Origin of the sequence: Janthinobacterium sp. HH102 (assembly GCF_001758625.2) — a bacterium.
Lineage (GTDB): Bacteria > Pseudomonadota > Gammaproteobacteria > Burkholderiales > Burkholderiaceae_D > Janthinobacterium.
Genome location: NZ_CP062062.1, coordinates 1,111,959 through 1,125,131, shown reverse-complemented (window position 1 = coordinate 1,125,131; position 13,173 = coordinate 1,111,959). Strand labels below are relative to the sequence as shown.

Annotated in this window: 12 protein-coding genes; 6 read left to right on the top strand and 6 right to left on the bottom strand. The window is 64.0% G+C overall.

What is annotated here, in order from left to right:
- The first annotated feature begins 4 nt into the window (after nt 1-4).
- From JAB4_RS05110 to JAB4_RS05100, 3 genes are read left to right on the top strand one after another with little or no spacing between them, the layout of a single operon-like run.
- Nucleotides 5-808, top strand: a complete 804-nt coding sequence (locus JAB4_RS05110; RefSeq protein WP_070222772.1) for a biotin--[acetyl-CoA-carboxylase] ligase — start codon at nt 5-7, stop codon at nt 806-808.
- Nucleotides 809-812: 4 nt separating this feature from the next.
- Entirely contained in the window at nt 813-1,571 is a 759-nt protein-coding gene (locus tag JAB4_RS05105; protein WP_070222774.1) for a type III pantothenate kinase, read from the top strand.
- Nucleotides 1,565-2,254: an SPOR domain-containing protein gene (locus tag JAB4_RS05100; RefSeq protein ID WP_070222777.1), complete on the top strand. Its 690-nt coding sequence runs from the start codon at nt 1,565-1,567 to the stop codon at nt 2,252-2,254. The genes JAB4_RS05105 and JAB4_RS05100 overlap by 7 nt, the downstream gene beginning before the upstream one ends.
- A gap of 160 nt (nt 2,255-2,414) precedes the next feature.
- Here JAB4_RS05100 and JAB4_RS05095 read toward each other — a convergent pair whose 3' ends face one another.
- From JAB4_RS05095 to JAB4_RS05070, 6 genes are all read right to left on the bottom strand, one after another.
- On the bottom strand, nt 2,415-3,467 hold the full coding sequence (locus JAB4_RS05095; protein ID WP_070222779.1) for a septal ring lytic transglycosylase RlpA family protein: 1,053 nt from the start codon (nt 3,465-3,467) through the stop codon (nt 2,415-2,417).
- Nucleotides 3,467-4,582 carry a rod shape-determining protein RodA gene (gene rodA / locus JAB4_RS05090; protein ID WP_070222781.1) on the bottom strand — a complete coding sequence of 372 codons (1,116 nt, stop codon included), beginning with the start codon at nt 4,580-4,582 and terminating at the stop codon, nt 3,467-3,469. The genes JAB4_RS05095 and rodA overlap by 1 nt, the downstream gene beginning before the upstream one ends.
- A gap of 8 nt (nt 4,583-4,590) precedes the next feature.
- The gene (gene mrdA, locus JAB4_RS05085; RefSeq protein ID WP_070222783.1) at nt 4,591-6,561 is read right to left on the bottom strand and encodes a penicillin-binding protein 2; all 1,971 of its coding nucleotides are present in this window, start codon (nt 6,559-6,561) and stop codon (nt 4,591-4,593) included.
- A gap of 12 nt (nt 6,562-6,573) precedes the next feature.
- Nucleotides 6,574-7,086 carry a rod shape-determining protein MreD gene (mreD, locus tag JAB4_RS05080; protein WP_035824494.1) on the bottom strand — a complete coding sequence of 171 codons (513 nt, stop codon included), beginning with the start codon at nt 7,084-7,086 and terminating at the stop codon, nt 6,574-6,576.
- Entirely contained in the window at nt 7,083-8,144 is a 1,062-nt protein-coding gene (gene mreC, locus JAB4_RS05075; protein ID WP_070222785.1) for a rod shape-determining protein MreC, read from the bottom strand. Before mreC ends, mreD begins: the two co-directional genes overlap by 4 nt.
- Nucleotides 8,145-8,252: 108 nt before the next feature.
- On the bottom strand, nt 8,253-9,296 hold the full coding sequence (locus tag JAB4_RS05070) for a rod shape-determining protein (RefSeq protein WP_010393186.1): 1,044 nt from the start codon (nt 9,294-9,296) through the stop codon (nt 8,253-8,255).
- A 351-nt stretch (nt 9,297-9,647) separates the two neighbouring features.
- Between JAB4_RS05070 and gatC the strand changes: the two genes are divergently transcribed.
- The 3 genes from gatC to gatB are packed head-to-tail and all read left to right on the top strand — an operon-like array spanning nt 9,648 to nt 13,010.
- A complete protein-coding gene (gene gatC / locus JAB4_RS05065; protein ID WP_070222787.1) occupies nt 9,648-9,950 on the top strand; it encodes an Asp-tRNA(Asn)/Glu-tRNA(Gln) amidotransferase subunit GatC in 303 nt (100 codons plus the stop codon).
- Nucleotides 9,951-10,003: 53 nt separating this feature from the next.
- Nucleotides 10,004-11,488 carry an Asp-tRNA(Asn)/Glu-tRNA(Gln) amidotransferase subunit GatA gene (gene gatA, locus JAB4_RS05060; protein WP_070222789.1) on the top strand — a complete coding sequence of 495 codons (1,485 nt, stop codon included), beginning with the start codon at nt 10,004-10,006 and terminating at the stop codon, nt 11,486-11,488.
- 46 nt (nt 11,489-11,534) lie between these two features.
- The gene (gene gatB / locus JAB4_RS05055) at nt 11,535-13,010 is read left to right on the top strand and encodes an Asp-tRNA(Asn)/Glu-tRNA(Gln) amidotransferase subunit GatB (protein WP_265334730.1); all 1,476 of its coding nucleotides are present in this window, start codon (nt 11,535-11,537) and stop codon (nt 13,008-13,010) included.
- Nucleotides 13,011-13,173 lie beyond the last annotated feature (163 nt).

The following is a 13,173-nucleotide window of genomic DNA, read 5'->3' as shown; positions in this document are numbered from 1 at the left end:
CAACATGACGAAGCACTCAGACTTGAACAGCGCGGCCATCGCCGCCCATTGCGCCACCGGCGCCTCGCACGTTGCCATCGAAGTGGTCGATGAAACGGGATCGACCAACGCCGACCTGCTGGCGCGCTGCGCCAGCCTGGCCGGCCCGACCCTGCGCATCGCCGGCCAGCAGACGGCCGGACGCGGGCGCGCCGGACGGCCGTGGGTGTCGCAGGCGGACGCCAGCCTGATGTTCTCGCTGGCCTGGCGCTTCAAGGGGCCGCTGCACCAGCTGGTCGGCCTGCCGCTGGCCGTCGGCGTGGCGCTGGCCGAAAGCATGACGGCGCTGGGCGTGCCGGTGCAACTGAAGTGGCCGAACGACCTGCTCAAGGATGGCCACAAACTGGCCGGCATCCTCGTCGAGACGCAGCAGGCACAGGGCGACGATAGCGGCGGCGTGTGGGCCGTCATCGGCTGCGGCATCAATCTCTTGATGCCCGATGCGCTGGAACGGCAGATCGGGCGCAGCGTATCGGCCGTGCCCTGGCTGGCGCAGATGGAGCGCAACACCCTGGTGGCGGCGCTGCTCAGCCGCCTGGCCGGCGTGCTGGCCGAATTCGACGACACCGGCTTTGCGCCGTTTGCGGAACGCTGGAACCTGCTGCACGCGTGGCAGGGCCAGCACGTGAAAATCCTCGACAACGGCCAGCTGCTGCAGCAAGGCGTGGCGGCCGGCGTCGATCAGCTGGGCCGTTTGCTGCTGCGCACCGACGGCGGCCTGCAGGAAGTCATGTCGGGCGACGTGTCCTTGCGCCTGGCCGGGGAGTAAGCGCATGCTGCTGCTGATCGACGCCGGCAATACGCGCATCAAATGGGCGCTCGTGGCCGCCGACAGCGCCCCCGGCGGCTGGCTGGCCAGCGGCGCCGTCGCGCATGCGCAGATCGACACCCTGGCCGCGCACTGGGCGACTCTTGCCATCAGCGAAGCGCTGCTGTCGAACGTGGCCGGCGCCGTCATCGGCACGCGCCTGCGCGCCATGCTGCCGGTCGTGCCACGTGACTTTGTCTCGCTGCCGCAGCTGGCCGGACTGACGAACGGCTACCGCGCACCGTCGCAACTGGGCTGCGACCGCTTTGCCGCCGCCATCGGCGCGCAGGCGCTGGCGCCTGGCCAGGCCGTCATCGTCGCCAATTGCGGCACCGCCACCACCATCGACGCCATCACGGCCGACGGCGTTTTCCTCGGCGGGATGATCTTGCCGGGACTGGGACTGATGGCCAGTTCGCTGGCGCGCAATACGGCGCAGCTGCCACACATCGGCAGCGATGCCATGCTGCCCGCCGGCTTTGCCGACAACACGGACGACGCCATCCTCTCCGGCTGCCTGGCGGCGCAGGCGGGCGCCATCGAACGGGCCGTGCGCATGCACGGCGCCAGCGCCTGCCTGTTGTCGGGCGGCGCCGCACTGCGCATCGCACCGGCCCTGGCGCTGGCGGTGCCGCTGCACCTGGTCGACAATATCGTTATGATCGGCCTGCAGGCGGCCGCGCGCGCCGGGGCCGCAGGAACACAAGGAAACCACGTATGCTGAAATTCGTCTTCTGGCTGCTGGCCGGCGTCAACCTGCTGGTGCTGGCCATCGGCCAGGGTTATCTGGGCAGTTTTCGCAGCGAGACGCGCGAGCCGGCGCGCCTGAAAAACCAGCTGCAGGCGGGCAAGCTCACCTTGCTGACGCAGGAGCAGGCGACCGCACCGGCCGTGGCCACAGCGCCTGCGCCGGTCGCCGCAGAAACGCCGGCGCCGCCGCCATCGTATGCGTGCACGGAGGTGGGCAATTTCCCGCTGGCCGATGGCCGCCGCTTCGAAGCGCAAGTGGCCGCGCTGAGCCTGGGCGACCGCCAGTCGCGCCGCAACGTCGCCGGCCAGGACATTTCCAGCTACATGGTGTACATCCCGCCGCAGGGCAGCAAGGAAGGCGCCGACCGCAAGGCCGGCGAATTGAAGCAGCTGGGCGTGACGAATTACTTCATCATGAACGAAAACAGCCCACTGCGCTGGGGCATTTCACTGGGCGTATTCAAGTCGGAAACGAGCGCGCAAAGCCAGCTGGCATCGCTCAACAAACAGGGCGTGCACAGCGCCCGCGTCGCGCCGCGCTACAGCGCCAGCAAGCAATTCGCCTACCAGTTCCGCGACCTCGACGCCGCCACGCGCGCGCGGCTGGCCGAGATCACGAAACAGTTCGACGAGCAGGAACTGCGCTCCTGTAAATAAGCGCCGGACCAAACCTACTGCGCGTCCGGCATAGACAACCTGCGATGCTCACTGTGCTTCAGCCAGGTAGGTCGGATTAGCGCTTGCGCGTAATCCGACAACGCCAGCGACGCCAACCATGGTGTCGGATTACGCGCTTGCACGCTAATCCGACCTACGCTCATCTCTCAATGACGATCGGTTTGACACCCGCCGACGCCGGCAGGCTGGCCGCCGCGCGCGCCGCATCGGTGCGGCTCGTGAACGGTCCGCCGTACAGGCGGAACAACGGGCCGGCCGGCACCACATCAAGATTGCCCAGCGTTTGCGCATACGGCGCCAGTTGCGCGCGGCCCGCTTCCGCATTGTCCGCACGCGAATAGGCGCCCAGCTGCAGGTAGAAGCCGGTGGCCAGCGCCGCTGGCGCGGGCGCGGCCACGGTGGCATCGACCGCTGACAGCGCGGTGATTTCAGGCTGCACCACGGCGCGCATTTCCGGTTCGCTGTCGGCCGGCGTATCGATGGAGATGGCCACCACCGACGGCACCGGCTTGGGCGCCGCGCGGGCCGCCAGGATGGCATCGATATCGGCCGGCAGCAGGCGTTCGACGACCACCTGGTGGCTGCCCTTGCCGAGAAAGCCCAGTTTCAGCGCCGCCGTGTAGGACACGTCGATCACGCGCGTGGCGTGGAACGGGCCGCGGTCGTTGATGCGCACGATCACCTGCTCGCCGCTGTCGATGCTCGTCACGCGCGCATACGATGGAATCGGCAAGGTCGGATGGGCCGCCGTCATCTTGTACATATCGTAGATTTCGCCCGACGAGGTGCGCTGGCCATGGAATTTCTTGCCATACCAGGTGCCCGTGCCCTTCTGCTTGAATGGCTCGTTGTCGGTGATCGGCGTGTACGTCTTGCCGAAGACGACATACGGGCGGTTCGAGCGCGTCGAATACGGCTCGTTGCGCACTTCCGCATCGGGCACGTCGCGCAGGTTGGCGGGCGGATTGTCGCCCGGACCGTCATCCTTGTAGTAGCCGCCGCGCCCGGAGCCGGCCGCCGGCAAGACCGGCAAGGTGGGATCCTGGCGCACGGGCACCTTGACCTTGCCGCCCGACGGCAGCGGCACGTTGTTCGACGCGGGCTTGTGCGGCGCGGTGCCGCAGGCGGCCAGGGTCAGCAAGGCGGCAAGGCTCAGCCCGCGCATGGCGAAGGTATCGATAGGCGCCCGCATCAGGTCTGCACCAGCTTGCGGTGGCGCTGAATGCTCATCAGGATGCCGGTGGCCACGCCCAGGGTCAGCAGCGCGGTGCCGCCATAGCTGAGGAATGGAAGGGGAACGCCGACCACCGGCACGATGCCGCTGACCATGCCCATGTTGACAAACGCATACGTAAAGAAAATCATAGTTATCGCTCCTGCCAGCAGGCGAGTGAAAAAACTGGGGGCGTTGGCGGCGATCATCATGCCCCGTCCCACCAGCAGTAAATACATCAGCATCAGAATCAGATTACCGACCAGGCCGAACTCCTCCGAATACACGGCGAAGATGAAGTCGGTGGTGCGCTCCGGAACGAATTCCAGGTGAGCCTGCGTGCCGTGCGTCCAGCCCTTGCCCGTCATGCCGCCGGACCCGATGGCGATGATGGACTGGATGATATGGAAGCCCTTGCCCAGCGGGTCCTTGGTCGGGTCGATCAGCATCATCACGCGGTCGCGCTGGTAATCATGCAGGTGCGACCAGGCGATCGGCAGGCAGGAAACAAAGGTGATCAGCAAGCCGGCCAGCACCTTCCACGACAGGCCGGCCAGGAAAATGACGGTAAAGCCGGCCGCCACCACCAGCAGCGCCGTGCCCAGGTCGGGCTGGCGCGCGATCAGGTAGACGGGCACCAGCAGCAGCACGGCCGCCATCAGGAACGATTTCCAGCGCAGGGCGCCCGCATTATGCTGGAAGAACCAGGCCAGCATCAGCGGCGTGGCGATCTTCAGGAATTCGGACGGCTGGATGTCGATCACGCCGATATGCAGCCAGCGCCGCGCACCGAGCTTGATGGTGCCGAACAGCGCCACGGCCACCAGCAAGATCACCGATACCGTGTACGCCGGCACGGCGATGCGCATCATCATCTGCGGCGTGACGTTGGCCGCCACCCACATGACGAAAAAGCACAGCATGATGTTGCGCAGATGGTCCTCGATCTTGCCGGGGATGCCGATGCTGGCCGAATACAGGGTCAGCAGGCTGGTGCACAGCAGCATCAGGATGATGATCATCAGCGGCGGATCGAACACCGCCAGGTAGGGTTTGGCGCGCCGCCACAGCGAGCGCCTCTCGTTAATGGGCATGTGCTTCCTTATTGCCTGGCAGGCGGCGCCGGGGCGGCCTGCTCGTCGGTGATTTCTTCCAGGGTGCGCACTTCGTCGACATCTTCCTTGGGCACCTTGGTGGTGTCCTTTTCCTTGTCGCTCGGACGCTTGCCCAGCAGGTAGTAGTCGAGCGCCTTGCGCGCGATCGGCGCGGCCACGCCGGCGCCGAAGCCCGCGTTTTCCACCACGATGGCTATCGCGATGCGCGGCTTGTCGGCCGGCGCGAAGGCCGTAAACAGGGCGTTGTCGCGCAGGCGCTCGGCCAGCAGCTTGGCATTGTACTTTTCGTTTTTCTTGATGCCGACCACCTGCGCCGTGCCCGTCTTGCCGCCCACCGTGTACTGCACGCCGGTGAAGATGCGCGCGGCCGTGCCGCCCTGCTCGCTGGTCACGCCCACCATGGCGCGCTTGATGATGTCGATGTTTTCCTGCTTGAGCGCGATGCGGTAGCTTTCCTTCGGTACCGTCAGGGTGCGCGCACGCGTGCTCGCGTCTTCGATGATCTTCACCAGATGCGGCTTCATCACCACGCCGTTATTGGCCAGGTTGGCCGTCGCGTGGGCGATCTGCAGCGGCGTGTAGGAGTTGTAGCCGGAGCCGTTACTCACCGAAATCGTGTCGCCGCCCACCCATTTTTTCTGCTGCGGCGTCTTGAAGCGGTTGCGCTTCCATTCCGTCGACGGCAGCACGCCCGTCTTTTCATTATTCAGGTCGATGCCGGTCAGCTGGCCGAAACCGAACGGCTTCATGAAGTCGTGGATGGCGTCGATGCCCATGTCACGGCCCAGCTGATAGTAATAGGTGTTGCACGAGACGACGATGGACTTGTGCATGTCCACCGTGCCATGGCCGCCCACCTTGTCGTCGCGGAAGGTATGGCCGCCGAGGATGAAGAAGCCGGGATCGGAAATCGACTGGCTCGGCGTGCGCTTGCCCAGTTCCAGCGCGGCCAGCGCCATGAAGGGCTTGAAGGTCGAACCGGGCGCGTAGGTGCCCGACAGGGGCCGGTTGACCATCGGCCGGTCCAGCGAGGTATTGAGTTCGTTCCAGCTTTGCTGGTCGATGCCGTCGACGAACAGGTTCGGGTCGTAGCCTGGCTTGGAGACGTAGGCCAGGATGTCGCCCGTGGCCGGGTCGATGGCCACGGCAGCGCCGCGCCATTCGCCGAACGCTTCCTCGACCACCTTCTGCAGTTCGATGTCGATCGACAGAATCAGGTTGTTGCCGGGGGTGGCCGCCGTGCGCGACAGGGTGCGCATGGCGCGCCCGCCGGCCGACACTTCCACTTCTTCGTAGCCGGTGGTGCCATGCAGCTGCTTTTCGTAGCTTTTTTCCAGGCCTTCCTTGCCGATATGGTCGGTGCCGTTGTAGTTGGCCGCGTCCTCGCCCTCTTCCAGCGCCTTGGCTTCATTGCGGTTGATGCGGCCGATGAAGCCCACCACGTGCGAGGCGATTTCGCCCATCGGGTACTGGCGGAACAGGCGCGCCTGCACTTCCACGCCGGGGAAGCGGAAACGCTGCGCCGTGAAGCGCGCCACTTCCTCGTCCGTCAGGCGCGTGCGCAGCGGCACGCTGACGAAGTTCTTCGATTCTTCCAGCAGCTTCTTGAAGCGACGGCGGTCCTTGATATCGATCTGCACCAGGGTCGACAGCTCGTCGATCACCGAATCGAGGCTGGCGCTCAATTTCGACGGCGTGATTTCCAGCGTGTAGGCCGAGTAATTGCGCGCCAAGACCACGCCGTTGCGGTCGAGGATCAGGCCGCGCGTGGGCACGATGGGCACCACGGCGATGCGGTTGTCTTCAGCCTTGGTCGCGTAGTCTTCGTGCTTGATCACCTGCAGCCAGATGAAGCGCGCCAGCAGCAGCGAAAAGCAGACGAAGACGAGCGCGCCCAGGATGGTCAGGCGCATGCGGAAAAAATGCAGTTCGCGCTCGGTATTTTTCAGTTCGGTCATGGCAGGCGCCCGTCAGATCGGCCGGTTATGGTCGCGGTCCACGGCGCGGCGCTGCGGCGCCAGCAGGATCCACGTCACGAAAGGCCAGAGGGCGACGGCGACGAAGCTCTCGATGAAATTGAGCCAGCCGGGGAAACGGCCCGAGACAATCAGCCGCGTCAGCAATTGCAGCGCCTGCGTCAGCAGCAGCAGCGGCAGCACGTGCAGCGCCTGCGTCAGGATGGGGAACCACAGCACGCGCCTGTGCATCATGATGGCGAAATACGACAGCAAGGTATACGCCAAGGCATTCTCGCCCAACAGGGTCGAATCGTGCACGTCCATCATCAGGCCCATGAAGAACGCGACGCCGATGCCGACCTTGCGCGGCTGGTGGATGCCCCAGAAGACCAGCACCAGCGCGACGAAATCGGGCACGCCGACGAACTGGCCCCATGGCAGCAGATTCAGCAAAAAAGCGCACAGCAGGGAAAAACCGATGAACAGGGGGCTGACCGGCAGCAGGATGTAATGCGGGCGGTTCATCGTGTCGCTTCCTTCGGTGGCACGGCGGCAGGTGCTGGCGTTGTTACAGGCGTTGCGGCAGGTCCTGCCGGCGCCGCCGGTTTCGGCGCGGCGCTGGCGGGCGGCTTCGCGGCGGGGGCTGTCGCGGCGGCGGCAGGCTCCTTGGCCGGGTCCTTGATCGGCGCCATCTTGCCGGCGATCTTGCGGCCCGTCTTGACATCTTCGGCGGGCGGGCGCGGCGGAATATCGGGCGACGTCATCAGGATGAGCAGCTGGGTGTTGCGTTCGATGCCGGCCAGCGGCTGGCACACGACGCGGCCGAACGGGCCATGCGCATTGCGCTCGACCAGGGTCACGCGCGCCACGGCCAGGCCGGCCGGGTACAGGCCGTCGAGGCCCGAGGTGATGACGATGTCGCCGATCTGGATGTCGGCGCTGGGGGCCGTGAAGCGCAGCTCCATGGTGCCCGACTTGCCGCGGCCGATGGCCACGCTGCGCACGCCGTTGCGCAGCAGCTGCACGGGAATGGCCTGCTCTTCATCGGTCAAGAGCGTTACTTCGGAGGTGAACGGGAACACGCGCGTGACCTGCCCCACCACGCCCAGGTTGTCGATCACGGGGCGGCCCAGTTCCACGCCGTTCTGAATGCCGCGATCGAGCACGATCTTGCGCGAGGCCGAATCGCGCGTGTCGTACAGCACTTCGGCCATCATGGTCTTGACGGGCACGCGCTCGCGCGCTTCCATCAGCTTGCGCAGGTGGTTGTTTTCAACGATATTAAGCTGCGCCTGCTGCAGGATCTGCGCCGAGGCGATCTGTTCGTGCTTCAGGTCGCGCACCTGTTTTTCCAGGGCCGACAGCGAAGAAAAGTAATTGCCGACGCCAAGCGCCACGTCGCGCGGCACCAGGGCCGCCATCTGCACCGGATACAGCACGGTGCCGACCGCCTGACGCACGGCCGTCAGCGCGTGCATGCGCGAATCGACCAGCAGCAGGGCGATAGAAATGCCGGCGAACACCATCATCTTGACGCGGGCGGAGGCGCCTTGTTTGAAAAGTGGCGGAGGACTGTATTCCATGACTTCCAATAATCAGGCCAGGCGCAGTGCGCCAACGTGCAGGCCCCGGTCAGACGCCGGTGCCAAAACCAAAAAAAGGCCGGAATGGTTTCCGGCCCTTCTGTCAGATTATTCGTAGGAGAAGATCGAGCCGAGCTTGTCCATACGTTCCAGTGCCATCCCGGAACCGCGCACCACGCAGGTGAGCGGGTCCTCGGCCACCAGCACCGGCAGGCCGGTTTCCTCCATCAGCAGGCGGTCCAGGTCGCGCAGCAGCGCGCCGCCGCCCGTCAGCATCATGCCTTTTTCGGCGATGTCGGCACCCAGTTCCGGCGGCGTCTGTTCCAGCGCGTTTTTCACGGCCGAGACGATGTTGTTCAGCGGGTCGGTCAGCGCTTCGAGGATCTCGTTGCTGGAAATGGTGAACGAACGCGGAATGCCTTCGGACAGGTTGCGGCCCTTGACTTCCATTTCCTTCACTTCCGAACCAGGGAAAGCCGAACCGATGGCCTTCTTGATGGCTTCGGCCGTCTGTTCGCCGATCAGCATGCCGTAGTTGCGGCGGATGTAGTTGACGATGGCTTCATCGAACTTGTCGCCGCCCACGCGCACGGAACCCTTGTAGACCATGCCGCCGAGCGAGATGATGCCCACTTCCGTCGTGCCACCGCCGATGTCGACCACCATCGAGCCGGTCGCTTCCGACACGGGCAAGCCCGCGCCGATGGCCGCTGCCATCGGTTCCTCGATCAGGTACACCTGCGAGGCGCCGGCGCCCAGAGCCGATTCGCGGATCGCGCGGCGTTCGACCTGGGTCGAACCGCACGGCACGCAAATGATGATGCGCGGCGATGGACGGAAGAATTTCGAGTCATGCACCATGCGGATGAATTGCTTGAGCATTTGTTCGGTCACGGTGAAGTCGGCGATCACGCCATCTTTCATCGGACGAATCGCTTCGATATTGCCCGGCACTTTGCCCAGCATCTGCTTGGCTTCCTTGCCGACTGCCTGAATGGTCTTTTTGCCATTCGGACCGCCTTCCTGGCGGATGGCGACGACGGATGGCTCGTCCAGGACGATACCGAGGCCGCGTACATAAATAAGGGTGTTGGCCGTGCCCAAGTCAATGGCCAGATCGGTGGAGATATACCTGCGTAAAAAACCAAACATGAGTGTCCTGTAGCGCATCGAGCTGCGCAAAAGCTGTTTATGGGGAGTTTCAAAGCGGGCGCTTTCAGGCACCCTGAAAATCCGTGGAGGCGATTTTTTCGGGTTTCGCTTGGCGCTTGCGCAATCTTTTCTATGCTGCGGCAGCGGTCCATCAGCGCCGGCAACGCATTAACCCGCCATTCTACCTTATAATTTGAATGCGATTTGCTCAAAAACCATGGAAAAGTGCGACTCTTGCAGCCGCGAGTTACGCGGCATTCCTCGATTTTTGTGAGCAAAATAGCAGTAAATACCCGCGTTTTATCAAAACGCCAACTTAATACTAATGCGCGGCACTCCGCGCCATTCGCCATGTCCCTGACACTCTCCGACGTAAAACGCATCGCCCACCTGGCCCAACTTGAAATGGCCGACGACCAGGCCGTCACGTCTTTGGCCCAATTGAACAAGATTTTCGCACTGGCGGAACAAATGCAAGCCGTCAATACCGATGGTGTGGCGCCCCTGAGCCACCCGCTGGCCGCCCACATGGACAATATCGCCCTGCGCCTGCGCGAGGACGTCGCCACGGAACAGAATCGCCGCGACGCCTACCAGGCCGTGGCGCCGAAGGTACAGGATGGCCTGTACCTGGTGCCCAAGGTTATCGAATAAACACGCCGTTGCGCCGTTCCCGCCTTCTTGCCGAATATCACAATAGAAACGCCATGCATACAAAATCCATCAAACAGCTGTCCACGCTTTTGCAGAACAAGGAAATTTCCGCCGTTGCACTGGCGACGCATTTCCTCGACCGCATCGAAGCGGACAACTCGAACGCCTTCCTGCACGTCGACCGTGCGCTGACCCTGGCGCAAGCTGCCGACGCCGACGCGCGCATCGCCGCCGGCACGGCCACGCCATTGACGGGCGTGCCGATCGCGCACAAGGACTTGTTCGTCACGAAAGGCTGGCGCACGACGGCCGGCTCGAAAATGCTGGCCAACTACGCCAGCCCGTTTGACGCCACCGTGGTGGAAAAATTCCAGGCGGCCGGCATGGTCACTTTGGGCAAGGTCAACTGCGATGAATTCGCCATGGGTTCCGGCAACGAGAACTCGGCCTTCGGCGCCGTGCAGAACCCGTGGGATAAAACAGCCGTGCCGGGCGGCTCGTCCGGCGGCTCGGCCGCCGCCGTCGCGGCCGGCCTCACGCCAGCGGCTACCGGCACCGATACGGGCGGCTCGATCCGCCAGCCGGCCGCCTTCTGCGGCATCACCGGCATCAAGCCGACCTATGGCCGCGTCTCGCGCTTCGGCATGATCGCCTTTGCCTCGTCGCTGGACCAGGGCGGCCCGATGGCCCGCTCGGCCGAAGACTGCGCCCTGCTGCTCACCGCCATGGCCGGCTTCGACGAACGCGACTCGACCAGTCTGTCCCCGGAACAGGGCGGCGTGGCGGAAGATTTTTCACGTGAACTGGGCCAGCCGTTGACGGGCTTGCGCATCGGCGTGCCGCGCGAGTACTTCGGCGAGGGCCTGGCCAAGGACGTGGAAGCGGCCGTGCGCGGCGCGCTGGCGCAGTATGAAAAGCTGGGCGCCACCCTGGTCGACATCTCGCTGCCCAACACGGCCCTGTCGATTCCCGCCTATTACATGATCGCCCCGGCCGAAGCATCGTCGAACCTGTCGCGCTACGACGGCGTGCGCTACGGCCACCGCGCGGCCGAGTACAAGGACTTGCAGGACATGTACAAGAAGTCGCGCGCCCAGGGCTTTGGCCCGGAAGTGCAGCGCCGCATCATGGTCGGCACCTACGTGCTGTGCCATGGCTACTACGACGCCTACTATCTGAAGGCGCAAAAGATCCGCCGCCTGATCGCGCAGGATTTCGACGCCGTGCTGAATGGCCCGGACGCCGTCTGCGACGTCATCATGGGCCCCGTCGCGCCGACCGTCGCCTGGGACCTGGGCGACAAGACGGACGACCCGGTGGCGAACTACCTGGCCGACATCTACACCCTGTCGACCAGCCTGGCCGGCCTGCCCGGCATGTCGATACCCTGCGGCTTCGGCGCAGGCGAGAAAAACGGCAAGCGCCCCGTCGGCCTGCAAATCATCGGCAATTATTTTGGCGAAGCCAAACTGCTGAACGTGGCCCACCAGTTCCAGCAAGTGACGGACTGGCATACGCGCAGCCCTGACGGCATTTAAGAAAATTAAGAAAAAATTCGCGCCGCCCAGGCGGCGCCACCAAAAAATAAGCGAGAACACTATGCAATGGGAAGTCGTCATCGGTCTTGAGAACCACGTGCAGCTCACGACCGAATCCAAAATTTTCAGCGGTTCGCCGATCAAGTACGGCGCCGAAGCCAACACGCAGGCCAGCCCCGTCGATCTGGCGCTGCCCGGCGTGCTGCCGGTGATGAACAAGCAGGCCGTCGACCGCGCGATCCGCTTCGGCCTGGCCGTGGGCGCGACCGTCGCGCCGCACTCGGTCTTCGCCCGCAAAAACTATTTTTATCCCGATTCGCCCAAGGGCTACCAGATCAGCCAGTTCGAAGACCCTGTCGTCATCGGCGGCGCCCTGACCTTCGGCTACGAAAAGGACGGCGAATTCGTCACCAAGACGGTGAACCTGACGCGCGCCCACCTGGAAGAAGACGCCGGGAAGTCCTTGCATGAAGACTACGCGGGCATGAGCGGCATCGACTTGAACCGCGCCGGCACGCCGCTGCTGGAAATCGTCTCGGAACCGGAAATCCGCAGCGCCGCCGAAGCCGTGGCCTACGCCAAGGCCCTGCACTCGCTGGTCATGTGGCTGGGCGTTTGCGACGGCAACATGCAGGAAGGCTCGTTCCGCTGCGACGTCAACGTTTCCGTGCGTCCCGTCGGCCAGAAGGAATTCGGCACCCGCTGCGAGATCAAGAACCTGAACTCCTTCCGCTTCATCGAGGAAGCCGTGCACGTCGAAGTGCGCCGCCAGATCGAACTGATCGAAGACGGCGGCAAGGTCGTGCAAGCGACGCGTTTGTACGATCCGGACCGCAAGGAAACACGCGAAATGCGCAGCAAGGAAGACGCCCAGGATTACCGCTACTTCCCGGACCCTGACCTGCCGCCGCTGGTCATCTCGCAAGCGTGGATCGACACGGTCAAGGCCTCGATGCCGGAACTGCCGGCCGCCATGCGCGCCCGCTTCATCAGCGAATACGCACTGCCGGACTACGATGCGCTGGTGCTGACGCAATCGAAAGCCATGGCCACCTACTTCGTCGCCGTGGTCGAGAAGGCCGGCAAGGAAAACGCCAAGGCCGCCGCCAACTGGCTGATGGGCGACGTCTCGTCGACCCTGAACCGCGAAGGCGTGGACCTGGACGACGCGCCCGTCTCCGCCGCCCAGCTGGCCGCCATGCTCAAGCGCATCGCCGACGGCACGATCTCGAACAAGGCGGCAAAGGAAGTCTTCGCCGGCATGTGGGAAGCGAAGTCAAACGACGAGCATCTGGTCGACGCCATCATCGACGCCAAGGGCTTGAAGCAGATCTCGGATTCGGGAGCCCTGGAAGCCATCGTCGATGAAGTACTGGCGGCCAATGCCAAATCGGTGGAGCAGTACCGCGCCGGCAAGGAAGCGGCGATCAATGCGCTGATCGGCCAGGCCATGAAAGCGTCCAAGGGCAAGGCCAACCCGGCCCAGCTGACGGAACTGCTGAAGGCCAAGCTGGCGGGATAATTTTCACTCGCCCCAAAAAAAAGACGCTGCGGCGTCTTTTTTTTTGCCTGTCGGATCTCCTTATAAACAAGCTTGTCTACGTTTTATGTCACGTCTGACAGGCGTTTATACGCCACTGAAAATTAAAGTATACATTTTTGTCTACAAGGTTTAATCTAGCCAT